The organism is Kribbella swartbergensis, assembly GCF_054784135.1.
In genome coordinates, this window is the sequence record NZ_BAAGPM010000017.1 from 185612 (window position 1) to 208721 (window position 23110).

19 protein-coding genes are annotated in these 23110 nt (G+C 68.6%); 13 read left to right on the forward strand and 6 right to left on the reverse strand.

All coding sequences use genetic code 11. The features are described 5' to 3' along the window. Positions 1–7: 7 nt before the first annotated feature. Positions 8–2239 carry an alpha-xylosidase gene (gene yicI / locus ACYVOK_RS12740; protein ID WP_460662560.1) on the forward strand — a complete coding sequence of 744 codons (2232 nt, stop codon included), beginning with the start codon at positions 8–10 and terminating at the stop codon, positions 2237–2239. On the opposite strand, the gene ACYVOK_RS12745 is transcribed toward yicI, so the two are convergent. Together ACYVOK_RS12745 and ACYVOK_RS12750 are read right to left on the reverse strand one after the other, a co-directional pair. Beyond that, entirely contained in the window at positions 2188–4980 is a 2793-nt protein-coding gene (locus ACYVOK_RS12745) for a glycoside hydrolase family 3 protein (protein ID WP_460662561.1), read from the reverse strand. The two genes, yicI and ACYVOK_RS12745, sit on opposite strands and share 52 nt — an antisense overlap. Before the next feature lie 205 nt (positions 4981–5185). Further along, positions 5186–6379, reverse strand: coding sequence for an ROK family protein (locus tag ACYVOK_RS12750; RefSeq protein WP_460662562.1), 1194 nt, complete (start codon positions 6377–6379; stop codon positions 5186–5188). A 136-nt stretch (positions 6380–6515) separates the two neighbouring features. Here ACYVOK_RS12750 and ACYVOK_RS12755 point away from each other — a divergent pair, with 136 nt between their 5' ends. From ACYVOK_RS12755 to ACYVOK_RS12775, 5 genes are all read left to right on the forward strand, one after another. Beyond that, positions 6516–8180 carry an extracellular solute-binding protein gene (locus ACYVOK_RS12755; protein WP_460662563.1) on the forward strand — a complete coding sequence of 555 codons (1665 nt, stop codon included), beginning with the start codon at positions 6516–6518 and terminating at the stop codon, positions 8178–8180. 118 nt (positions 8181–8298) lie between these two features. Continuing rightward, positions 8299–9162, forward strand: a complete 864-nt coding sequence (locus ACYVOK_RS12760; RefSeq protein ID WP_460662564.1) for an ABC transporter permease — start codon at positions 8299–8301, stop codon at positions 9160–9162. After that, a complete protein-coding gene (locus ACYVOK_RS12765) occupies positions 9159–10064 on the forward strand; it encodes a carbohydrate ABC transporter permease (RefSeq protein WP_460662565.1) in 906 nt (301 codons plus the stop codon). Before ACYVOK_RS12760 ends, ACYVOK_RS12765 begins: the two co-directional genes overlap by 4 nt. Before the next feature lie 2 nt (positions 10065–10066). Beyond that, on the forward strand, positions 10067–12226 hold the full coding sequence (locus ACYVOK_RS12770) for a WD40/YVTN/BNR-like repeat-containing protein (RefSeq protein WP_460662566.1): 2160 nt from the start codon (positions 10067–10069) through the stop codon (positions 12224–12226). Next, positions 12223–14145, forward strand: a complete 1923-nt coding sequence (locus ACYVOK_RS12775; RefSeq protein WP_460662567.1) for a beta-galactosidase — start codon at positions 12223–12225, stop codon at positions 14143–14145. The genes ACYVOK_RS12770 and ACYVOK_RS12775 overlap by 4 nt, the downstream gene beginning before the upstream one ends. On the opposite strand, the gene ACYVOK_RS12780 is transcribed toward ACYVOK_RS12775, so the two are convergent. After that, complete coding sequence (locus tag ACYVOK_RS12780; RefSeq protein WP_460662568.1) at positions 14121–15146, reverse strand: LacI family DNA-binding transcriptional regulator; 1026 nt, start codon at positions 15144–15146, stop codon at positions 14121–14123. The genes ACYVOK_RS12775 and ACYVOK_RS12780 overlap by 25 nt on opposite strands. Positions 15147–15308: 162 nt before the next feature. Between ACYVOK_RS12780 and ACYVOK_RS12785 the strand changes: the two genes are divergently transcribed. Both ACYVOK_RS12785 and ACYVOK_RS12790 read left to right on the forward strand, forming a co-directional pair. Further along, on the forward strand, positions 15309–15566 hold the full coding sequence (locus ACYVOK_RS12785) for a glycoside hydrolase family 12 protein (RefSeq protein WP_460662569.1): 258 nt from the start codon (positions 15309–15311) through the stop codon (positions 15564–15566). 18 nt (positions 15567–15584) lie between these two features. Beyond that, positions 15585–15980, forward strand: a complete 396-nt coding sequence (locus ACYVOK_RS12790) for a GH12 family glycosyl hydrolase domain-containing protein (protein WP_460662570.1) — start codon at positions 15585–15587, stop codon at positions 15978–15980. Here the strand turns inward: ACYVOK_RS12790 and ACYVOK_RS12795 are convergent. Then, entirely contained in the window at positions 15959–16897 is a 939-nt protein-coding gene (locus tag ACYVOK_RS12795; RefSeq protein WP_460662571.1) for an EamA family transporter, read from the reverse strand. The two genes, ACYVOK_RS12790 and ACYVOK_RS12795, sit on opposite strands and share 22 nt — an antisense overlap. A gap of 39 nt (positions 16898–16936) precedes the next feature. Between ACYVOK_RS12795 and ACYVOK_RS12800 the strand changes: the two genes are divergently transcribed. Beyond that, the gene (locus ACYVOK_RS12800; protein WP_460662572.1) at positions 16937–17437 is read left to right on the forward strand and encodes a MarR family winged helix-turn-helix transcriptional regulator; all 501 of its coding nucleotides are present in this window, start codon (positions 16937–16939) and stop codon (positions 17435–17437) included. A 112-nt stretch (positions 17438–17549) separates the two neighbouring features. Then, positions 17550–19001, forward strand: a complete 1452-nt coding sequence (locus tag ACYVOK_RS12805) for a glycosyltransferase family 87 protein (RefSeq protein WP_460663068.1) — start codon at positions 17550–17552, stop codon at positions 18999–19001. Here ACYVOK_RS12805 and ACYVOK_RS12810 read toward each other — a convergent pair. Continuing rightward, positions 18998–19927, reverse strand: a complete 930-nt coding sequence (locus tag ACYVOK_RS12810; RefSeq protein ID WP_460662573.1) for a threonine ammonia-lyase — start codon at positions 19925–19927, stop codon at positions 18998–19000. The two genes, ACYVOK_RS12805 and ACYVOK_RS12810, sit on opposite strands and share 4 nt — an antisense overlap. A 94-nt stretch (positions 19928–20021) precedes the next feature. On the opposite strand from ACYVOK_RS12810, the gene ACYVOK_RS12815 reads away from it, so the two are divergent. After that, positions 20022–20303: a WhiB family transcriptional regulator gene (locus ACYVOK_RS12815; protein WP_460662574.1), complete on the forward strand. Its 282-nt coding sequence runs from the start codon at positions 20022–20024 to the stop codon at positions 20301–20303. Here ACYVOK_RS12815 and ACYVOK_RS12820 read toward each other — a convergent pair. Next, on the reverse strand, positions 20300–21175 hold the full coding sequence (locus tag ACYVOK_RS12820; RefSeq protein WP_460662575.1) for an ATP-grasp domain-containing protein: 876 nt from the start codon (positions 21173–21175) through the stop codon (positions 20300–20302). The two genes, ACYVOK_RS12815 and ACYVOK_RS12820, sit on opposite strands and share 4 nt — an antisense overlap. Positions 21176–21276: 101 nt before the next feature. Between ACYVOK_RS12820 and ACYVOK_RS12825 the strand changes: the two genes are divergently transcribed. Further along, complete coding sequence (locus ACYVOK_RS12825; RefSeq protein ID WP_460662576.1) at positions 21277–21975, forward strand: response regulator transcription factor; 699 nt, start codon at positions 21277–21279, stop codon at positions 21973–21975. After that, on the forward strand, positions 21972–23108 hold the full coding sequence (locus ACYVOK_RS12830) for a sensor histidine kinase (protein ID WP_460662577.1): 1137 nt from the start codon (positions 21972–21974) through the stop codon (positions 23106–23108). Before ACYVOK_RS12825 ends, ACYVOK_RS12830 begins: the two co-directional genes overlap by 4 nt. Positions 23109–23110 lie beyond the last annotated feature (2 nt).

The following is a 23110-nucleotide window of genomic DNA, read 5'->3' on the forward strand; positions in this document are numbered from 1 at the left end:
GTCCCCGATGAAGTTCACCGACGGATACTGGCAGCTGCGCGAGGGCCTGACACGGCTGCGGCCGGCCGAGGTCGAGAGCGTGGAGCCGGGGGAGCGGGAGCTGACCGTGTTCGCCCCGGCCAAACGGCTCGAGCGGCGCGGGGACACGCTCAACCAGCCGGTCTTCACGGTCACCTTCACCTCGCCCGCTCGCGGGGTGATCGGAGTCCGGATCGCTCACCATCTCGGTGGCCTGCCCGCGCGTCCGTCGTACCGGCTGAACACCGACGACGGTCACCCGGTCAAGGTGGAGGTCGGCCCCGTCGAGGCGCGGCTGACGTCCGGCGAGCTGAGCGTGATCGTCAGCCTGGACGGGCCCTGGGACGTCCGCTTCGAGCAGGATGGCCGGCCGCTGACGAACTCCGGTGTGCGCAGCATCGGGCTGATCACCGACCAGCACGGCCGGACCCACCTGCACGAGCAGCTGGCGCTCGGGGTGGGAGAGACGATCTACGGCCTCGGCGAGCGGTTCGGCCCGCTGGTGAAGAACGGTCAGGTCGTCGACATCTGGAACGCCGACGGCGGCACGTCCAGCGAGCAGGCCTACAAGAACGTCCCGTTCTACCTGAGCAGCAACGGGTACGGCGTCCTGGTCGACACCCCGGCGCCGGTGTCGTTCGAGGTCGGGTCCGAGGTCACCTCGCGCACCCAGTTCAGCGTCGAGGGTGAGGAACTCTCGTACTACGTCTTCGCCGGGCCGACGCCGAAGGACGTGCTCCGTCGCTACACCGCCCTCACCGGCCGGCCCGCCCGGGTGCCCGCGTGGTCGATGGGGCTGTGGCTGTCCACGTCGTTCACCACCGACTACAGCGAGGAGACCACGACCGCGTTCGTCGACGGCATGGCCGAGCGGGACATCCCGTTGAGCGTCTTCCACTTCGACTGTTTCTGGATGCGGCAGTTCCACTGGTGCGACTTCCTCTGGGACCCGGTCGCGTTCCCGGATCCGGAGGGGATGCTGCGGCGGCTGAAGGATCGCGGTCTCCGGATCAGCCTGTGGATCAACCCGTACATCGCGCAGCGTTCGGTGCTGTTCGACGAAGGCCGTCGGCTCGGATACCTGCTGAAGCGTCCGGACGGTTCGGTCTGGCAGTGGGACATGTGGCAGGCCGGGATGGCGATCGTCGACTTCACCAACCCGGACGCGACCGCGTGGTACCGCTCGAAGCTGCAGACCCTGATCGACATGGGCGTCGACTGCTTCAAGACCGACTTCGGCGAACGCATCCCGACCGATGTCGTCTGGTACGACGGCTCGGACCCTCAACGCATGCACAACTACTACCCGCACCTGTACAACCAGGCCGTCTTCGGTCTGCTGGAGGAGAACCGCGGCGAGGGCGAGGCCGTCCTGTACGCGCGGTCGGCGACGGCCGGCGGTCAGCAGTTCCCCGTGCACTGGGGTGGCGACTGCGAGTCGACGTTCGAGGCGATGGCCGAGTCGTTGCGCGGTGGACTGTCGCTGGCCGCGTCCGGGTTCGGCTACTGGAGTCACGACATCGGCGGGTTCGAGGGCACTCCCGATCCGGCGATCTTCAAGCGCTGGGTGCCGTTCGGGCTGCTCTCCTCGCACTCGCGGCTGCACGGCTCGTCGTCGTACCGGGTGCCGTGGGCGTTCGACGAGGAGGCGGTCGACGTACTGCGGAAGTTCACCAAGCTGAAGCTGTCGCTGATGCCGTACCTGATGACGGCGGCGGCCGAGGCGCATCGCGACGGCGTGCCGATGATGCGGCCGATGGTGCTGGAGTTCCCGGACGATCCCGGGGTGGCCTACCTCGACCGTCAGTACATGCTCGGCCCGGACCTCCTGGTAGCGCCGGTGATGAGCTCCACGGGGGAGGTGTCGTTCTATCTGCCGCCGGGCACGTGGACCGATCTGCTCAGTGGTGAGCGGTTCACCGGGCCGCGCTGGGTCCACCAGACTCACGGCTTCGACTCTCTGCCGGTCCTCGTGCGCGAGGGCGCAGTGATCCCGATCGGCGCGGTCGACGACCGGCCGGAGTACGACTGGTCCTCGGACGTCGAACTCCGGTGGTTCGCGCCGGCCGAGGGTCAGACCGTCCGGGCGAACCTGCCCGACGCGGTGATCGAGCTCAGCCTGCGCAACGGTCGCCCGGAGAGCCGAGTGGTCGAAGGCGCCTGTGAGCGCTACACGGTGAAGCTCTCCAGCACGACGTCGGCCGCGGAGACGACGATGTAGAGCGTGTGAACACCGGTCGACCTCACCTGGCCCGACAACCGGGTGAGGTCGTCCGTCGGTGAGACCCGCAACGTGTCCAGCAGCTCGCCATGCAGGGGATCGTCGAGCCGGAGTTCGATCGTCGCCGGTGCCGTCCCGCGGTTGGCGACGGTTGCTGTGTACGACGTGTGCTTCAGCTCGACCTGGTCGAAAGACAGCCAGGCGCCGGCCTCCAGCGAGACGACCGCATCGCCCTGGTCGCGGGTCGCAGCGGTCAAGGTGATGGCGGAGTACTCGTCGAAGCTCGTGGCGGCGAGATGGCCGAGAGGTCGGGGCGGGATGCGTTCACCCTGCACGTCGAGAGTGGCCACGAGACGGATGTCCGTGCTGGAGCGGCCGACCATGATGCTGTGCCGCGCCGTCTCGACGCAACGGCGGTCCCGCGTGACGTCCCAGAACCCCAGGTCGGCCGCGGCGATCGTCATGTCGACGTCGGTGCTCTCACCAGGGAGCAGCGTCAGCCGATGGAAGCCGCGGAGCTGACGCAACGGTTGCTTGACCCGTGAACGCTGCTGGTGCGTGTAGAGCTGGGCAACCTCGCTGCCCACCCTGCTCCCCGTGTTGGTCACCGTGAACGTCACTCGGATGTCACCGTCCGCCGGGATCGACGCGGAGCTGAGGCGCAGGTCGCTGTACGCGAAAGTCGTGTAGCTGAGACCGTGGCCGAACGGGTAGAGCGGCAGACCGCGGTAGTACAGGTACGTCGCGTCGGTCGCGACGATGTCGTAGTCGAGCAGGTCGGGGAGATCGGCGGCGGAGTGGTACCACGTCTGGGTGAGCCGCCCGGCGGGTTCGGCGTCGCCGAAGAGTACGTCGGCCAACGCGCGACCGTGCTCCTGCCCGCCGTGAGCCGACCACAGCAGCGCCGGAAGGTTCTGCTGAGCCCAGCCGACCGCGAACGGGTAGCTGCTCGTCATCACCAGGACCGTCCGCGAGTTCGCCGCGTGCACGGCGCGGATCAGCCGGTCCTGGGCCTTCGGCAGGTCCAGGTCGCGGCGGTCCTCGGTCTCCCGCCCGTTGACCATCGGATGATTGCCTGCGACAACGATCGCGAGATCGGCCCGGGCGGCGACCCGGGCCGCCTCGGCGGCGCCGTCGATCCACACCTCGAGCTCGAACTCCGTACCCGCCTCGCCGAGGCCGACCGCGTCGTCGACGTGCAGATACCGGCCGCTGTTCAGATGCAGCACCTGAATGGTGCCACCCGTCTCGACCAGGCGGAACGTCTCCTTCACCTCCCAGCCGTTCGGCCCGGGCTGATCGGCCACCAACGAGCCGTCGTCGGTGACGGTCAGGTGCCGTCCGTTCCGGACCGACCGCAGGGAGCAGGCGTCACCACCCCAGTCGAACAGGTCGAACCACTTGTGCTCACCGTCGTCCGCCCGCAGTACGCCGTCGTCCCCGATGGTGAGGTACGACGTCGAGCCGGCGACCCGAAGCGCGATCCGATCGACGCCTTCGCAGTACTCGACCCGGTCCTTCCCCAGTCGTTCGACCAGGCCGTCGTACGCGGTGATCTGGTACGGCAAGGTCCCGGCGTACCAGTCCGCCGGAAGGGAGTCGGCCAGCGGGCCGATGACGGCCAGGCGTCTGATCGCCGCGGCCTCGAGCGGGAGCACCTGGCACTCGTGCTTGAGCAGCACGATCGACTGCCGCGCCGCTTCCTGCGCGAGCCGGCGATGCGCGGGGCAGTTGACGACGTCGGGTTCGAGACCGCGATACGGGTCGAGTTCGGGCGGGTCGAACTCGCCCAGACGGAAGCGGACGGCGAGCACGCGCCGGACCGCGGTGTCGAGGTCGTCGACGGTGATCAGGTCGCGGTCGAGCGCCTCGGTGAGGTTCTCGATCGACGGTCCGGAGTCATCGCCGTCCTGGGTGAAGCTGTCCACCCCGGCCCTGAGGGCGGCGGCGTACGCGGTCGGACCGTCGGGGTGGTACTGCTGCAGTCCGTACAGGTTGCCCGGCGCGTACGCGTCACTGACGACGAGCACGTCGTCGTCGGTCCACGTGCGGAGCGCGTCGTTGATCAGCGGACTGAGGTGGGCCGGCCGTCCATTCACCAGGTTGTACGACGGCATCACCGCAACGGCTGCCCCGGCGTCGATCGGAGCGCGGAACGCGGGCAGTTCGTAGTCGTGCAGGACCCGCGGCGGCAGGTTGCTCGAGGTGGTGCACCGGTCGGTCTCGTTGTTGTAGGCAAGGAAGTGCTTGAGGGTCGGCGCGGTCTTGAGGTAGGTGGGGTGGTCACCGGCCAGGCCGCGACCGTACGCGGTCGCGATGACCCCGGTCAGCCAGGGATCCTCGGCGTACCCCTCCTCGTTCCGGCCCCAGCGTGGATCGCGGAGCGGGTTGACCACCGGTGCCCAGACGTTCAATCCGACCGCGGCTGGGTCCTTGTCGTGGAAGACGCGGACCTCGTCACCGACCGCGGAGCCGACCGCGCGGACCAGTTCGGGGTTCCAGGTGGTGGCCAGTCCGACGGCTTGCGGGAACACGGTGGCCGGTCCGAGCCAGGCGACGCCGTGGAGCGCCTCCGTTCCGGTGCGGAACGAGTCCACGCCGAGGCGGTGCACCGGGGCCTGGTGCTGGTGCAGCAGGCCCAGCTTCTCGCCGGTGGTCAGCCGGCCGATCAGATCGTCGACCCGTTCCCGCAGCGGCCGGGCCGGGTCGCGGAACGCTGGCTTCGTGGCTGGAGTGCTCATCGGCGATCGACTCCACTGCGGCTGGTGTCGAAGCGCTTCGAATGATCACCGCTGCCTTCATTCGAAGCGCTTCGACAAGCTGGGCGAAAAAATCCGTCTCGGCCAGTGATGGCCTGTGACGACGGAGTGATCAGAGGGTTGCATTCCCGGCCAGGCTGGTCAAGACCTGGCCGACGCTTTCCGGTGTTCAGAACGGGTTCGGGGGTCACCCGCGGGCCGGGAGATGACCGGTCGTGAGCGGGGTCAGAGCCCGAGCCGTGGCGCCCAGGGGAGTGGCGGTGTCCGGGAACGTCGAGGCGACGATCCGGCAGCCGCCGGCGTCGGGAGCGATCGCGGACTCGTCCAGCGCCTTGGTAATGGCGGGGGAGAGATGCGCCGCCAGCAAGGCGTAGGAACCGCCGAGCACGACGTGGCTGGGGTTCAGAAGGTTGACCAGAGCGGCGATGCCGTGGCCGAGATGGGTGCCGGCTTCGGCGAGGACCTTGGTGACGGCCGCCTCGCCGTCGTCGGCCCGGCGGATGAGGTGCTCGAGCTGGATCTGCGGATCGGCGTCGGCCGGCCCGTCGAGGCGGGACAGGATCGCCGGCAGGCTCGCGAGCGCCTCCAGGCAACCGCGGCGGCCGCAGCCGCACAGTGGCCCGTCCGCGACCACGCGGAGATGACCGATCTCGCCGACGTACCCGAGATGCCCTCGGAGCGGGCGGCCGTCGACGATGATGCCCGCACCGACTCCGGTGTCGCCGGTGAGCTGGATCAGGTTCTCCGATCCGGCCAGCGGGCCGTAGAGATGCTCGGCCAGTACGGCGAGCGACGCGTCGTTGTCGACGTTCACGGGAATGTCCGGCCGCCCGAGCGCGGTCGTGAGATCCGCCTGGAGCGGCACACCCCGCCAGCCCAGACCGGCCGCCAGGACGACGGAGCCGTCCCGGTTGACCAGTCCCGGCACGCCGACCGTGATCCCCAGGACCCGCCGGCCGGACGACTGCACCGTCGAGATCGCCCGCCGGGCCAGCGCCGCCACCGCGGCGATCGTCTTCGCCGGCCCCGCCTCGACACCCGGTCCCGCGCGGTGCCAGCGCAGCACCTGGTCACCGGCGGTGTCGCAGGCGAGGGCGGTCAGGCCCCGGGCGCTCACCTCCAGCCCGATCGCGGCGTACGCCGACCCGTCCAGGACGAGCAGGGTCGCGGGCCGGCCGACGTGGTTCTGGGTCTGCTGGGTCTCGCGGACCAGCCGGCGGTCGAGCAGGTCCCCGACGATGCTGGTCACGGTCGCCTTGTTCAGCCCGGTCCCGGTCGCGATCGCGGCCCGTGAGCACGGCGCCTCCCGGCGCAGGAAACCCAGCACCGCGGCCAGGTTGGTGGCCCGGATGTCGGTGTGGTCCGCGGTCTGTGTGGTCAAGGTCCGTCCTGTTCGGCTCGTGGCCAGTGTTTCGGCAGTGGCTCAGTTCTACACCTTGTCGTGCTCTCGCGCTTGGGTTAATTTGTTTGGCTACCAGCCCAACTAATTCTAGGCCAAGAAATCCAGGAGAGCCATCGTGACCGGATCAGTGGGCGGCCAGACCAGCCGCCGGACGTTCATCTCCCTGCTCGGCGCGGGTGCCGCGGCGGCCACCGGCGGCGTCACGCTGACCGGTTGCTCGGACGGCAGCTCCGGGTCGTCGACCGGCGGCCGCGCCGAGACCGAGGACAAGCTGTCCGGGCTGCTGCCGAAGTACACCCCGTACGAGTCGGTCAAGCCGGACCTGCCGGGGGAGAACGGCGCCGCACCGGGCTACACCAAGTACCCGGCCGAGCTGAAGCGGGCCGTGCCGGACAAGGCGGTCACCAGCGGCAAGGAAGTCTCCGCGATGACCCCGCTGTGGAGCCCGCCGCCGCCCGGGCTCGGCAACAACAGCTACTACGACGTGAACAACGAGCGGATCGGCGCGCCGGTCCGGTTCAACATCCTCAACGGCAACGACTACGGCGACAAGCTCGGCCCGATTCTTGCGGCCGGCAACGTGCCGGAGCTGCTCTGCATCCCGGGCTGGAACATCTCCGGGCTGACCCGGTTCGGCCAGGCCGTGGACAAGCTGTTCGAGGACCTGACGCCGTACCTGGCCGGAGACAAGGTGTCGGCGTACCCGATGCTGGCCAACTTGCCGACCAGGGCCTGGGCGTACGGCGTCTGGAACAACCAGCTCAAGGCGGTGCCGTTCCCCTCGGACGGCTTCCCCTGGATGCTGATGTACCGCAAGGACATCTTCGACCAGGTCGGCGCGGAGCCGCCGAAGACTGCCGACGATCTGCTCGCACTGGGCAAGCAACTGACCAACGCGAAGGCGAACCGGTGGGCCTTCGGTTCGGTTGCCGACGAGGTGGCCCGGGCGTTCGGGGCACCGGCCGGCTGGCGCAAGGAGCCGGACGGCAAGCTGGTCAACAAGATCGAGACGCCGGAGTTCGAGGAGTCGGTGGCCTTCGTCCGGAAACTGTTTCAAGCCGGCTACGTGCATCCGGAGGTGGTTGGCAACGCAGCGGATGAGAACGCGCTGTTCGAGGGTGGCAAGCTGCTGATCCGTCAGAACGGGCTGGGCGGCTGGCAGGAGTCGCTGCAGCGGCAGTCCACGATCAACCCGACGTACAACCCGCAGCCGGTGATGCCGTTCGCCCACGACGGCGGTACGCCGATCACCTGGGGCGGCGACCCGGCCGGCATCTTCACCTTCGTGAAGAAGGGGGTCGGCGAGGCTCGCGTGAAGGAGCTGCTCGGCGTTCTCAACTACACCTCCGCTCCGTTCGGCACCGAGGAATACCAGCTCTACAACTACGGGCAGGAGGGCAAGCACTACACCAAACAGCCTTCCGGTGCGCCGAAGCTCACCGCGCTGGGCCAGAAGGAGGTGTCGCAGACCTACATCTTCCTCGGCGGCCGGCCGCCGGCCATCACCCAGAGCGAGTACCCGGGCTATGTCGAGTCGATGAGTGCCTGGCAGAACGCTGCGGCGAAGGTCCGGGAGAAGAACCTCTTCGACGGGATCCGGGTCGAACAGCCGGCCAGGATGGCGGCGCTCCACCAACCGTTCGACGACGCGCTGCAGGACATCTTCCGCGGCCGGAAGCCGGTCAGCGAGCTGAAGACCGCGATCAAGCAGTGGCAGACCAACGGCGGCAACGAGGGCCGGGACTTCTACGCGAAGGTGCTCAGTGACAACGGTCGCTAAGAATCCTGTGAGGACGGCGCCGGCCGCAGCGAAGCGTCCGCCGGCGCCGCGACGGAAGCGTCCGCGAGGCGGAGCGAGCTTTCGGCATCGGTGGGCGCGGGACTGGCCGCTGCTGTTGATGGTGCTGCCGGTGATCGTGCTGCTCGGGGTGTTCCACTACTTCCCGACGCTGGGCAATGTGATCGCGTTCCAGGACTACTCGCCGTACGTCGGGATCCGCGGCAGTGAGTTCATCGGCTTCGCCAACTTCAGCCGGATGTTCTCCGAGCCGGCGTTCTGGCAGGCGGCGGCCAACACATTGACGATCACCGCCGTCCAGTTGGTGTTCTTCTTCCCGATTCCGATCGCGCTGGCGTTGCTGCTGAACAGCGTGTTGTCGGCCAAGCTCCGCAACGTCATCCAGGGCATCGTGTACCTGCCGCACTTCTTCTCGTGGGTGCTGGTCGTGTCGCTGTTCCAGCAGATGATCGGCGGTGGCGGGCTGCTGGCGCAGTCGCTGCGGAACAACGGCTACGAGGCCGTCGATCTGATGACCAGGCCGGACACGTTCATCCTGCTGGTCACCGCGCAGTCGATCTGGAAGGACGCCGGCTGGGGGATGATCGTGTTCCTCGCGGCGTTGTCGACGATCAACCCGGCGCTCTACGAGGCGGCCGCGGCGGATGGCGCGAACCGCTGGCGCCGGCTGTGGCACATCACGCTGCCCGGACTGCGGCCGGTGATCGTTCTGCTGCTCATCCTGCGGCTGGGTGACGCGTTGACGGTCGGTTTCGAGCAGTTCATCCTGCAGCGCAGCGCGGTCGGCGCGGATGCCGCCGAGGTGCTCGACACGTACGTCTACTACCAGGGCCTGCTCGTCGGAGACTTCGGGTACGGAGCCGCCGCCGGCCTGTTCAAGGGTGTCGTCGGGCTCGTCCTGGTCCTGGCGGCCAACCGATTCGCTCACATGGTGGGCGAGCAGGGGGTGTATTCGCGCTCATGACGACAAGAGCTGTCTGGGAGGAAGAGCCGACCGCTGTCGGCCGGGTGGGCAAGCCGGTGGTGCTGGCCCTGATCGCACTCGCGGTCGCGTTTCCGCTGTACGTCGTGGTCGTCACGAGTCTGTCCAGCACCGAAGCAGTGACCCGGGCCGGCGGACTGGTCGTCGTACCCCGGGACCTGACGATCGCGGCGTACGTGCAACTGCTGTCGGGTGGTGTGGTCACACGGGCCCTGGTGATCAGCGTGTTGATCACGTTGATCGGCACGGCGTTCAGCCTGTGGGTCACCGTGCTGGCGGCTTACGGGCTGTCCCGGCCGGGATCGTTGTTCCACCGGCCGTTGCTGTTCGTCGTCCTGCTGACGTTCCTGTTCGGGCCGGGCATCATCCCGAGCTATCTGCTGGTGAACGCGCTCGGGCTGATCGACAGCTACGCGTCGCTGATTCTGCCGACCGCGGTGTCGGCGTTCAACCTGATCGTGATGCGGGCGTTCTTCATGGCGATCCCGGCCGAGTTGATCGACAGTGCGCGGATCGACGGAGCGGGAGAGTTCGCGATCCTGCGCCGGATCGTGATGCCGCTGTCGAAGGCGGTCGTGGCCGTGGTCGGGTTGTTCTACGCGGTCGGCTACTGGAACGCGTTCTTCAACGCGTTGCTCTACCTCAACGACAACAACAAGTGGCCGTTGCAGATGGTGCTACGGACGTACATCGTCGAACAGCAGGCCCTGCCCACCGGCGCCGGCGGAGTGGCGAGTGGCGTCGGCCTCGGATTGGCACCGGCGCCTGGTCTGGCGATCAAGATGGCGATCGTGGTGATCGCGATCGTGCCGGTGCTGCTGGTCTACCCGTTCATCCAGCGCCACTTCACCAAGGGCGTCATCATCGGCGCCGTCAAGGGGTGAGTATGGACCTCAAACGCAGACACTTCCTGGCCCTCACCACAGGTACCGCGCTCGCCGCGGCGACCGCTGGGCATGCCGAGGCCGCTGCGGCGAAAAGGTATCGGTGGCGGAACGTGGAGATCGTGGGCGGCGGATTCGTCACCGGCATCATCCACCACCCGCGGAAGCGCGGGCTCGTCTACGCACGCACCGACATCGGGGGAGCGGCGCGCTTCGACAACCGCACGCAGCGGTGGGTGCAACTGCTGCACTGGATCGGCTGGGACGAGTGGAACTGGACCGGCGTCGAGAGTCTCGCCCTCGACCCGGCGGATCCCAGCCGCCTGTATCTTGCCGTCGGCACCTACACGAACGACTGGTCGCCGATCAACGGCGCGATCCTGCGGTCCTGCGACCAGGGCCGGACGTTCGAGCGAACCGACCTGCCGTTCAAGCTCGGCGGCAACGAGCCGGGCCGCTCGATGGGGGAGCGGCTGGTGGTCGATCCCCGCGACGGCCGGGTGCTGTTCCTCGGCACTCGTGGGCACGGCCTGTGGCGCAGCGCCGACCGGGGCAGGACCTGGGCACGGGTCGACAGCTTCCCGGTCAACGGTACGGCCGGGATCGGCATCGGCTTCGTCTTCTTCGACCCTCGCGACGGCACGATCTACGCCGGCGTCGCGGACCCGGCGGCCGGCCTGTACCGCAGCACCGATGCGGGCCGGACCTGGGCACCGGTGCCGGGCCAGCCGACCGGACTGTTGCCGCACCACGGTGAATTGGGAGCCGACGGCAACATCTATCTCACCTACGGCGACCGGCCCGGACCGTACGAGATGTACGACGGCGCCGTACACAAGCTGGACACCGCGACTGGGGTGTGGACCGACATCACGCCGCTGCGGCCGAACACCGGCGGTGAAGCCGGCTTCGGGTACGGCGGCCTCGCCACCGATCCACGTCGTCCGGGCACGGTGATGGTGTCGACGATGAGCCGATGGGGTCCGGTCGACGACGTGTTCCGCTCGGTCGACGGCGGCCGTACCTGGCACTCGATCGCCGAGCGCATCGTGCTGGACACGTCCGGAGCGCCGTACCTGAACTTCCACGGCACGCCGAAGCTCGGCTGGATGATCGGCGACATCTCGATCGATCCGTTCGACTCGGGCAAGGTCCTGTACGTCACCGGCGCGACGATCTTCGGTACGGACGACGTCACCGAGGCCGAGGCCGGCCGGAGTACGCACTGGTCGGTGCGGGCGCAGGGGTTGGAGGAGACCGCCGTCCTGGATCTGATCAGTCCGCCGTGGGGACCGCCGTTGATCAGCGCGCTCGGTGACATCGGTGTGTATCGGCACGAGCGGCTGGACGTCGTACCGCCGGATGGACAGGCGTCGAACCCGGTCAGCGGGACGTCACCGAGTCTCGACTACGCCGCACTGTCGCCCGGGTTCGTCGTCCGGCTGGCGAATGCGGCAGCCGGTGAGCGGGGTGCGTACTCGACCGATGCCGGGGTGTCGTGGCAGCCGTTCCGCGGCGAGCCGGCCGGTCTGACGCAGACGGGACGGATCGCGGTGAGCGCCGACGCCCGGACGTTGCTGTGGACACCGGGTGACGTCGCGCCGCACTACTCGCGCGACCGCGGAACCACCTGGACGAGTGTCGACGATCTGCCCGTCAACTGTGTGGTTGCCGGCGATCGGGTCGATCCGCGGCTGTTCTATGCTTTCGATCCGGCGACCGGTACGGCGTACGTGAGCACGACCGGCGGTGTCACCTTCACGGCCACAACCAGCGGGTTGCCCACCGGTGCAGGGAAGTTGGAGACCGTGCTCGATCGGGCCGGCCACTGCTGGCTGGCGGCCGGTGGCGGAGGGTTGTATCGGTCGGTCGATCGCGGTCTGACGTTCCTGCCGGTGAACTCTGTCGAGGAGGCGTACACGATCGGCTTCGGCAAGGCAGCGCCCGGACGACCCGACATGGCGGCCTACACGTCGGGCAAGGTGAACGGCGTCCGCGGGATCTTCCGGTCCGACGACAGCGGTGCGTCGTGGGTGCGGGTGAACGACGACCGGCACCAGTACGCGTACACCGGCGAGGCGATCACCGGCGACCCGCGGGTCTACGGTCGTGTCTACCTCTCGACCAACGGCTTCGGCATTCCCTATGGAGAACCGGTATGACGCGACTCTGGTACGGCGGCGACTACAACCCGGAGCAGTGGGACCCGGCGGTGTGGAAGGAGGACGTCGACCTGATGCGTCAGGCCGGCGTCAACCTCGTCACCGTCGGGGTCTTCTCCTGGTCGAGTCTCGAGCCGTCGCCCGGGGTCTACGAGTTCGGTTGGCTGGACCGGGTGCTCGACCAGCTCCACGAAGGCGGCATCAGTGTGGACCTCGCCACGCCTACCGCGTCGCCGCCCCCGTGGTTCAGCCGGGTGCACCCGGAGGCGTTGCCGGTGACGGCCGACGGCGTACGGCTGACGCACGGCAGCCGTGACACGTACTGCGCTTGCGCACCCGCCTACCGTACGGCGGCAACCCGAATTGCCGGTGTGTTGGCCGACCGGTACCACGATCATCCGGCGCTCGCTCTGTGGCACGTTCACAACGAGTACGGGACGACCTGTTACTGCTCGCTGGCCGCCGAGCGGTTTCGCTCGTGGTTGCAGGAGAGGTATGGCACGCTCGATCGGCTGAATTCCGCGTGGACCACTGCTTTCTGGAGCCAGGGGTACGCCGATTGGCAGGACGTCCAGCCGCCGCGTCGTACGCAGTACCTGGTGAATCCGACGCAGTTCCTGGACTACCGGCGGTTCTGGTCGGACGAGTTGCTGGCGGCGTTCCTCGAGCAGAAGGCCGCGATCCGGGCCCGCTCTTCGTTGCCGATCACAACGAACTTCGTCTTCGGCGGCTGGGTGCCGGTCAATCACGCGCAGTGGGCCTCGGCAGTCGACGTCGTTGCCATAGACCACTATCCCGGCCGGACCGACCTCGGCGCGGAGGAGCAGACCGCGTTCGGCGCCGACCTCGCGCGGTCGTGGGCCGGTGGGAAGCCGTGGCTGCTGATGGAGCAGGCCGCGGGCACGCTGAACGACGGGCGGCGCCTGCACCCGAAGGAACCCGGGCGGATGGCGCGCCACAGCCTGTCGCACATCGCGCGCGGCTCCAAGGGTGCGCTGTTCTTCCAATGGCGGGCGTCGCGCGGTGGGGCCGAGATGTATCACTCGGCGCTGGTGCCGCACGCGGGACCTTCGTCGCGGATGTTCCGGGAGGTCACCGCACTGGGATCGGTGCTGCCCTCGCTGGCCGAGGTGGCCGACGCCGAAGTCGTCGCCGACGTCGCGATCCTGTGGGACGTCGAATGCTGGTGGGCGATGCAAGGAACGCACCTGCCGTCGTCATCGCTGGACTACCTCGCGGCCGTGCAGGACGCGCATCGGCACTTCTGGCGTGCCGGCGTCACTGTCGACTTGGCGGCTCCTTCGGCCGCCCTGTCGTCGTACCGGCTCGTCGTGGTGCCGTCGCTGTACCTGGTCGGCGACGAGGCGGCCGCGTCACTGGCGGCGTACGTCGAAGGTGGCGGACAGTTGGTGATCGGATACTTCAGCGGCATCGTGGATCCCGACGTACAGGTGCGGCTCGGCGGGTACCCGGGCGCCTTCAGCGAGTTGCTCGGGGTGCGGGTCGAGGAGTTCCACCCGCTGCCCGAGGACGGCGAGGTGGAACTGTCGTCCGGTGGGCGAGGCCGGTTGTGGAGCGAGGACGTGGCGGCGGTGTCGGCCGAGGTGGTCGACCGGTACGTGGGCGGAGTGCTCGACGGGAAGCCGGCGATCACCCGCCGCCAGGTCGGCGCCGGGACCGCTTGGTACGTCTCGACCTCGCTCGATTTCGAGACTTTTGCAGGCCTTTTCGACCTGTCGTCGGCGGAGGTCGAGAGCGTAAGTCGCCGAGCCGGCGACACCACGTGGACCTTCCTCTTCAACCACGGCGACACGCAGGTCGTCGTACCCGGTGACGGGATCGAGCTGATCTCCGGTGCCCGCGTCGACGGCTCGTTGTCGCTGCCGGGTGGCGGCTACGCCGTCGTGCGGTCACCATGAGGCGCCTGGCAGGTGCTGCCGCGGGGGGTGAGCTTCGGCGGGAGCAGGGTCAGCTCGGGGACGTCGCCGCCCTCGAGCTTGCTGATCAGTGCCTCGACCGCCTGCTCACCGATGCGCTCGGCCGGGATCGTCACCGACGACAGCTGCGGCACCTGCCGCTCGGCGACGTCGTCCGCGCAGATGGCCATCAGCGACATGTCTTCCGGGACGCGACGCCCGAGTCGCCGCAGTACGTCGAGCAGCGGACCGATGATCGGTTCGTTCTGTACGACGAGTCCGGTGATGTCAGGGTGCTCGTGCAGCAGCTGCTCGACGGTGCCGAGGATCGCGTCGAACGTGTGCTCACAGGGCGTCTCGACGCCGAGCACCCCGCGGCGTTCCGCCGCCTCGGCGAAGCCGGTGAGGGTGCGTTGCGCGAAGCCGGTCTGGCGTTCGTACACGGCCGACGGCGTACCGAGCAAGGCGAGCGACCGGTGTCCGAGGTCCGCCAGGTGGTCGACACAATGGGCGCCCGCGGCAACGAAGTCGAGGTCGACGCAGGTCAGCCCGTCGGCGTCGTCCGGATACCCGATGAGCACCGACGGCATCGGCAGCTCACGCAGCACCGGCACCCGCTCGTCGTGCAGCTCGACGTCCATGACGACCAACGCGTCCACCAGCGAGCTCTGGGCGACCCGCTCCAGCCCTTCCGGTCCCTCGTCGGCGGTCAGCAGCAGTACGTCGTGGTCGAACCGGCGGGCCGTGGTCACCACCGCGGTGGCGAACTGCATCATCACCGGAACGTGCATGCCGGTGCGCAGCGGGATCACCAGCGCGAGCACGTTGGATCGCTGGCTGGCGAGCGCGCGGGCGCTGGCGTTCGGCCGGTAGCCGAGCGCGCGGACGCTGCGCTGGACGCGTTCGCGGGTGTCGGAGGAGATCGACCGCTTGCCGCTGAGCACGTAGGAGACCGTGCTGGCCGCGACCCCGGCATGCCGGGCGACGTCCGCGATCGTGACCATGCTTTTCCCCTTGCCTGGGTTGTCTTCCCCTGTCATACCCCAGTCGAAGCGCTTCGACTCGGAGCAACAGCGTCGAGTCGTGGAATCCCCTGTGTCAAGTCCCTGCATCATCTCAACGCCCAAGGATGAGAGGAACACGCAATGACAAAGTGGTGGAGAGCAGTGACAGCGATCCTCACCGTGCTCGCGGCGGGCCTGGTGGCCGCCGTACCCGCGCAGGCCGCGGCCTGGTCGTCGTCGGATCGATGGGGTACCTGGTCGAACGGTGGCTACACGGTCCGCAACAACATCTGGGGCAGCGGCGCCGGCCCGCAGACGATCTGGGCCAACTCCTACAGCAACTGGGGTGTCTGGGCCGACCACCCGAACACCGGAGGCGTGAAGTCGTACCCGCACGCCGGCCGCAACATCGGCAAATGAGTCAGTGCGATCGGCACGTTGACCAGTTCCTTCAACGTCTCCCGGCCGGGTAGCGGCGCCTACGCGACGGCGTACGACATCTGGGCCGGCGACCACGCCTACGAGATCATGATCTGGATGAACAAGCAGGGCGCCGTCGGCCCGATCGGCTCCCGCCAGGCCACCGCCACGGTCGGCGGCCACACCTGGGACATCTACCGCGGCAGCAACGGCTCGAACGCCGTCTTCTCCTTCGTCCGCACCTCCAACACCAACTCCGGCTGGGTCGACATCAAAGCCGTCCTGAACTGGATCCGCGCCCGCGGCTGGATGCCTGACACCACCGTCGGCGAAGTCCAGTTCGGCTTCGAGATCACCTCGTCCTCCGGAGGCCTCAACTTCACCACCAACTCCTACTCGGTCAGCAGTTCCTGATCAGACCGGGGGCTCCCGCAACCGCCCCTCCGGGAGCCCCCACCTGATTCGCCCCTGCCTGCGACGGTCGTCTTGCGTTGCGGGCGGGCGAGGGTGATGCCGCCGAGCACGAGCAACATCCCCAGAGCCTGTGCAAATGTCAGCCTTTCGCCGGACAGGGTCAGGCCGAGGAGTGCACCGGTGAGTGGATTGAGCAGGCCGATGAGGCCGACGGTGGCGGTGGTGAGGTGGCGCAGGCCGGCGAACCAGGCGCTGAAGGCCAGCGCGGTGGCCACCAGGCTGACATAGGCGAATGCGCCGAGGGCAGGCCCGTCGAGGGACGGCGGCGCACCCTCGACGAGGACGGCGAATGGGATCAGCACCAGACCGCCGGCGACGAGCTGCCAGGAGGTGGTCGCCAAGGCGCTGTCGGTGCCGCCCCACTTCTTGACCAGCACGTAGCCGCAGGAAGACATCGTGAGCGCGGCGAAGGACGCGGCCACACCGCGGAGATTCATTGCCGAGGCGCCGGCGCCGAGCATCAGGTAGACACCGGCGATGCCGGCCGCGGCGCCGACGAGCACCGGAACGGCCGGGCGTTCGGCCAGCAGCGCCCACGCGAATCCCGTCATCGCCAGCGGTGACGCCGACATGATGGTCGAGGCGACGCTGACCGGGAGCAGTTGCGAGGCGACGTAGATCAGGGCGAAGAACGCGCCCATGTTGCAGAGGCCGAGCAGCATGGACCGCCACCACCAAGCGCCGTGGGGAAGACGTCGGGCGATGCACAGCAACAGCAGTCCGGCGGGCAGGGCGCGGAAGACGGCGCCGTACAGGGGATACCCGGCGGGGAGGTACTCGTGGGTGACGAAGTAGTTCGTCCCCCACGCGACCGGAGCGATCGCGGTGACCAGCGCCCACCGAAAGGTATTTTCCATGGAAACTACTATATCTTCCTGGGAAGATATGCTGTCGGGGTGACCGAAGACCACGTGGCGCGGATCCAGGCGGAGTGGCGGGTCGAGCGGCCGGACGTCGACACGACGCCGCAGGGCGTGATCGGCCGCCTGCACCGGATCGCGAACCACCTGACCGGTGAGCTGACCCTGCTGTACGCGAAGTACGGGCTGTCCGAGGGCGAGTTCGACGTACTGGCGTCGCTGCGCCGGGCCGGTGCCCCGTACGAGCGGGCACCCGGAGAGATCGCGCTGCACACCATGGTGACGACCGGCGCGGTCACCAAGCGGGTGGACCGGCTCGAGAAGGCCGGACTGGTGGAGCGGCGCCGCAGCGACGCCGATGGCCGCGGCCGGGTCGTCCGGCTGACGCCCGCCGGGCGCCGCCTGTTCGACCAGGCGTTCACCGCCCACATGGCCAACGAGAAACGCCTTCTCGAACCCCTCACCCCCCACCAGACCGCCCAACTCGAAAAACTCCTCACCACCTGGCTGGCCGCCCTGGAGCCACCCACCACCTGACAATCCGCCGGTCGGCCTCGTGGCAGGATCAGCGGCGTACGGCGGGCTTGCTGGCGGCGCTGGGGAGCGGTGGGTAACCTTCCCTGGTCGTCGGTCGAGCGGATAGGAGATGATGCCCCCCGTGACCGGACCACGTAGCCAGGACGCGAAGGACCGGCTGACCCCGTCGGAGGCCGACCCGTCCGTCGCAGGCCTGACGGTGGGGCTCGGTGGGCCGTCCGGACGGTTCGCCCGGCTGGGCTCGTCCTGGTGGACACCGCTGCGGATCGCGCTCGCGGTGTGCACGGTCACGTTCGCGCTCGGCGTGCTGCAGAAGGCGCCGTGTATGGACGCCGGCTGGGATCGGCAGAGCTGGCGGCCGTTCAAGGCGCTGTGCTACTCCGACATCGGGTTCCTGTACCAGGAGCGCGGGTTCGCCGAAGGCAACCGGCCGTTCCTGGACACCGGCAACTACCCGGTGCTGGAGTACCCGGTGCTGACCGGCGGCTTCATGGAGGTCGCGGCGCAGATCACCTGGGTGATCACCGGTGACCCGGAGAAGGACGTGACCGCCGAGCAGAAGCGCGACACCGCCGGCGTCTTCTTCGTGGTCAACCTGGTGATGTTGTTCCTCTGCGCCCTCGTCATCGTCGGCCTCACCGTGGCCACCGCGCGCGGGGTCGAGACACGTCCCGGTGCGGCCCGCGGTCAGCCACTGGACGCGCTGTACGTCGCCGCCGCGCCCGTGCTGGCGTTGACGTCGACGATCAACTGGGACCTGTTCGCGGTCGCGCTGACGGCCGGCGCGATGTTCGCCTGGTCCCGGGGCCGGCCGATCTGGTTCGGCATCCTGCTCGGACTGGGGACCGCGGCCAAGTTCTACCCGTTCCTGCTCCTCGGTCCGCTGCTGATCGTGTGCATCCGCGGTCGCAAGCTGTGGCCGTGGTTCCAGGCGGTCGTCGCCGCGGTCGTGGCCTGGGCGTTGGTGAACGCCCCGATCTACTTGCTGGCGAAGAACGAGTGGATGTCGTTCTGGACGTTCAACGACCAGCGGGAGAGCGACTACGGCTCGATCTGGTACGTTCTCAAGCTGGCCAAACACGAGGTCGCGGACGTCAACCAGCTGAACATCGTGATCTTCGCCGGTCTGTGCCTGTCGATCGCGATCCTCGGCCTGATGGCACCCCGGCCGCCGAGATTCGCCCAGCTCGCGTTCCTCGTCGTGGCGGCGTTCCTGCTGGTGAACAAGGTCTACTCACCGCAGTACGTGCTGTGGCTGCTCCCGCTGATGGCGCTGGCCCGGCCGCGGCTGCGGGACTGGCTGATCTGGCAGGCCTGTGAATGCTTCTACTGGATGCTCGTGTGGATGCACCTGGCCCAGTTCCTCGCTCCGGGGAATCCGGACCAGCCGGACCGGATCTACTGGCTGTCGGTGATCCTGCGGATGGCCGGCACGCTGTGGCTGATGCTGGTCGTGTCGCGCGACATCCTGCTGCCGGAGAACGACCCGGTGCGCCAAGGCGACGTGGTCGACGATCCGAGTGACGGCGTCAAGTCCGACGCCCGTGCACTCGCTCCTGCCTAGAGCACCAGCTTCGACACGTCCAGGTTGCCGCCGCTGACGACGGAGGCGGTCGTGCCCTCCAGCCGGATGCTGCCTTCGAGCAGGGCGGCGAAGGGTGCGGCCGCGGCCGGCTCGAGCGCGAGCTTGGTGCGGGAGATCACCAGGCGGGTCGCTTCCAGGAGCGCCTCTTCACTCACGCGGACGACGTGGTCGACGTACTGCTGGATGAGCGGGAAGTTGCGTGTCCCGCAGACCGGTGCGGCCAGGCCGTCGGCGATGGACCGGGCGGTCGGGAGCTTCTGCGGTGCGCCGGCCGCGAGGCTGCGGCTGACCACGTCGGCCTGCTCGGGCTCGATGCCGATCACGCGGATCTGCGGCTTGACGAGCTTCACCGCGAGCGCGACGCCCGAGATCAGTCCGCCGCCGCCCATCGGGACCAGCACGGTGTCGATGTCGGGACGGTCGGTGAGGAGTTCCAGGCCGAGGCTGCCGTGACCGGTGATCACGTCCTCGTCGTCGAAGGGGTGGACGCCGGTCAGCTTCCGCTCGTCCCGGATCCGCTCGTACTGCGCGATCAGGTCGCCCTCGACGAGTTCGACGGTGGCGCCGTACCCGCGGGCCGCGTCGATCTTCGCCGGTACGGCGGTCGTCGCCATGACCACCGTGGCCGGGACGCCGGCGTTGCGGGCGGCCCAGGCCAGTGCGCCGGCCGCGTTCCCGGCCGAGACGGTGATGACGCCGCGGTCGCGCTCCTCCGGGCTGAGCCGGAGCAGCTTGGTGAGCAGGCCGCGAACCTTGAAACTGCCGGTCTTCTGGAACAACTCGGCCTTGAGCAGGATCGTGCCGCCGAAGCGTGCGTCGAGCGCGCTCGAGGTCACGATCGGCGTCCGATGAATCCGGCCATCGAGCTCACGTGCGGCCGCCTGAATGTCCACGAGCGTCGGCATGACTCCGACTCTATTTGTCTATTAAATCAGTCGAAAAACTCTCGTATCGCGAGACGCGGTCCGGAGCGGCCGCCAGGGCACTTACCTTCGGGTCATGAGGCCGACCCTGACAGTGATCGTTGATCCCGCCGACCGCTGGATGAGCCGGGCCGCCTGTATCGGTCAGGCCCCTGCGTACGACGAGACGGCGACGCCCTGGGAGCAGCGCAAGGCCCGCGAACGCTGCCTGACCGCGTGCCCGGTGCTCGCCGAGTGCCGTGAGTGGGCCCGCCGGACCAAGTTCACCGGCACCGCGGCCGGCGAGACCCTGCTCTACGGCCGCCGCCGGGGTCACCCGGAGACGGCTGCCCGGGACGGCATGGAGGCGGCGAGCTAGATCCGTTGGGACCGCGGGGCGAGCTGGAGGCGCTTGGCGACTGCGGCGGCGAGTTTCTCGGTGGCTTCTGGGAACTCCGGTAGGAACAGGTAGGGCTCGATGAGTTCCAGTTCCATCAGGAGGAAGCGGCCGTTGACGACCACGCCGTCTACGCGCGCGTAGAGGGTCTGCGCGTTGGCTGCTTCCAGGGCCGCGCGGGCGCTGAAGAGGACGTCGGGTGACGGCTCGGTGAGGGTCGCCTCGCCGCCGAACATCATCTGGACCCGGTAGTCACCAGCCGCCGGGCGCTTGACGACCGCGTGGGTGAACTCGCCGTCGACGAACATCAGCGACCACTCGCCGCCGGTCACGATCTCCGGCTGGAACGGCTGAACCAGGTACACGGTGTCCGGGAGGTCCTCCATCGCCCGGCTCAACTCGCCGGAGCCGGCGACGCCGCGGATGGTGTGGCGGGAGGACGCGCTCACCGTGGGCTTGATGACGATCTCCTGGCCGTCCAGTCCGGCGACAACCTCGCGCAGGCACGCCCCGGCTGCGATCTGTGACGGCACGATCGCCACACCCCGCTCGCGCAGTTCGATCAGGTAGCGCTTGTCGCCGTTCCACCGGACCAGACTGCTGTCGTTGAACACCGGTACGCCGGCCTTGTCGACCAGGTTGAGCCATTCGGTGAACTCGTCGTACCGGAGGTGGTAGTCCCACACCGACCGCAGCAGTACGGCGTCGTACACCGACCAGTCGACGGACGGGTCGGTCCAGACCTCGGCCACCGGGTCCGCCCCGGCCGCACGCAGGGCGTCGACCAGCGGGAGATCGTGCTCGTGCAACTCCGGATGATCGGCCGAGGTCGCGAGGGCAATGCGTTTCGTCACGCCCGACAGTGTTGGCGCGGAGTTGTCGGCGAGTCAAACTGCTTCAGAGCGTTGGAACGATGACAGTCCGTTATCCCGGTCGGACGATCTACGCTCGTGCTGTGGCTACTCGTGTGCTCGTGGTGGATGACGATCCGACCGTTTCGAATGTGGTTTCGGCGTACCTGACGAAGGCCGGGTACGACGCCCGGGTGGTGGCCGACGGGTTGGCGGCGGTGGAGGTGTGGCAGCAGTGGAGGCCGTCGGTCGTCGTACTGGACGTGATGCTGCCGGGGCTGTCGGGGTTGGAGGTGCTGCGGCGGATGCGAGCGGCCGATGACGGGGCGGCGGTGATCATGTTGTCGGCCCGGGGTGAGGAGGAGGACCGGCTGGTCGGGTTGGAGGTCGGGGCGGACGACTATGTGGTGAAGCCGTTCAGTCCGCGGGAGTTGACGTTGCGGGTGCAGGCGATGCTGCGGCGCGAGGAGCGGCTGGCCGGGTTGGATCTGACCCCGACCAAGATCAGCGCGGGGCCGGTGACGATCGACACCGCGGCGCGGGTCGCGTACCTGGACGGGTCGGAGTTGTCGCTGACGCATCGCGAGTTCGACCTGCTGACGTACCTGGTGTCGCATCCGGGTAAGGCGTACACGAAGGCGGAGCTGATGCGCCGGGTGTGGGGGTGGGACTTCGGCGACTCCTCCACGGTGACGGTGCACATCCGGCGGTTGCGGGAGAAGATCGAGGCGGACCCGTCGGATCCTCGGCTGGTGCTGACGGTCCCGCGGACCGGGTACCGCTTCGTGGGTGAATCGGGATGAACCGCGACACCGCCACGATCCTCGGACTGACAGCGCTGTGGACCCTGATCGTCGCCGCCGTCGGTGCGCTGGTGCTGTGGCAGTTCCGGCGTCGTTCGTTGCGTACGGCGATGATCGTGGCCGCGCTGGTGCCGATGGCTGCCGCGCTGGCCGCCGTACTGCAGAGTGTGCGGGCGATGTTCATCTCGGCGCACGACTCCTGGGTCGTGTTGTGGACGCTGGCCTTCTCGGCGCTGCTCGGGGTGGCGCTGGCGATCCTGATCGGGCACTGGATCAGTGTCGGCTCACGTGACGTCGGACGGCGATTGCGTCAGCTCGGGACGTCGTACGACGCCCCTGCCGACCCATCGACCGGGACGGTGCCGGCCGAGTTGGCGGCGTTGACCGACGAACTCGAGCAGACGCGTCAACGGCTGGCCGCGTCGCGCGAACGGGAACGTGCTTTGGAGGACAGCCGCCGTGAGTTGGTGGCCTTCATGTCGCACGACCTGCGTACGCCGTTGGCCGGGTTGCGGGCCGTGTCCGAAGGGCTCGAGGACGGGGTGATCGACGACGTACCGGGGGCGCTGCGGCAGATGCGGGCGACGGTCGACCGGATGACCGGGCTGGTCGACGACCTCTTCGAGCTGTCGCGGTTGTCCTCGGCGCCGGCGCCGCGGCGGCAGATGGCTGTGTCACTGCGAGAGCTTGCGGACGACGTGGTGGGGGAGAGCAGCGAGCATGCGCGGGTCTCGGGGGTTCGGCTCGCGGTGTCCGCGCCGGCGGACGACGATCGGCTCGCCGTACAAGGAGATCCGGACGAACTGACGCGCGCGGTGACGAACCTGGTCGACAACGCGATCCGGCACACGAAACCGGAGGAGACGGTCACCCTGTCCGTCGACCGCGCGTCGGACGGCGGTGTCAGTCTCGCGGTCACCGACGCCTGCGGAGGCATCCCGGCTGAGGACTTGGAGCGAGTCTTCGACGTCGGGTGGCGTGGCGACGCTGGGCGGACACCCGCGAGTGGTGGCGCCGGCCTGGGCCTCGCGATCGCCCGCGGCATCGTCGAGTCCCATGACGGGGTCATTGCTGTCAGCAACGTCCCGGGTGGCTGCACGTTCCGGATCGACCTTCCTGCCGCGCAGCCGTGACC

What these genes read in the sequence shown, in the direction of transcription:
- ACYVOK_RS12775 (WP_460662567.1), top strand. Translation starts at nt 12,223, where the DNA reads ATGACGCGACTCTGGTACGGCGGCGACTACAACCCGGAGCAGTGGGAC.
- ACYVOK_RS12810 (WP_460662573.1), bottom strand. Translation starts at nt 19,927, where the DNA reads ATGCCGACGCTCGTGGACATTCAGGCGGCCGCACGTGAGCTCGATGGC.
- ACYVOK_RS12795 (WP_460662571.1), bottom strand. Translation starts at nt 16,897, where the DNA reads ATGGAAAATACCTTTCGGTGGGCGCTGGTCACCGCGATCGCTCCGGTC.
- ACYVOK_RS12830 (WP_460662577.1), top strand. Translation starts at nt 21,972, where the DNA reads ATGAACCGCGACACCGCCACGATCCTCGGACTGACAGCGCTGTGGACC.
- ACYVOK_RS12770 (WP_460662566.1), top strand. Translation starts at nt 10,067, where the DNA reads ATGGACCTCAAACGCAGACACTTCCTGGCCCTCACCACAGGTACCGCG.
- ACYVOK_RS12745 (WP_460662561.1), bottom strand. Translation starts at nt 4,980, where the DNA reads ATGAGCACTCCAGCCACGAAGCCAGCGTTCCGCGACCCGGCCCGGCCG.
- ACYVOK_RS12815 (WP_460662574.1), top strand. Translation starts at nt 20,022, where the DNA reads ATGAGGCCGACCCTGACAGTGATCGTTGATCCCGCCGACCGCTGGATG.
- ACYVOK_RS12780 (WP_460662568.1), bottom strand. Translation starts at nt 15,146, where the DNA reads ATGGTCACGATCGCGGACGTCGCCCGGCATGCCGGGGTCGCGGCCAGC.
- yicI (WP_460662560.1), top strand. Translation starts at nt 8, where the DNA reads ATGAAGTTCACCGACGGATACTGGCAGCTGCGCGAGGGCCTGACACGG.
- ACYVOK_RS12805 (WP_460663068.1), top strand. Translation starts at nt 17,550, where the DNA reads ATGCCCCCCGTGACCGGACCACGTAGCCAGGACGCGAAGGACCGGCTG.
- ACYVOK_RS12760 (WP_460662564.1), top strand. Translation starts at nt 8,299, where the DNA reads ATGGTGCTGCCGGTGATCGTGCTGCTCGGGGTGTTCCACTACTTCCCG.
- ACYVOK_RS12765 (WP_460662565.1), top strand. Translation starts at nt 9,159, where the DNA reads ATGACGACAAGAGCTGTCTGGGAGGAAGAGCCGACCGCTGTCGGCCGG.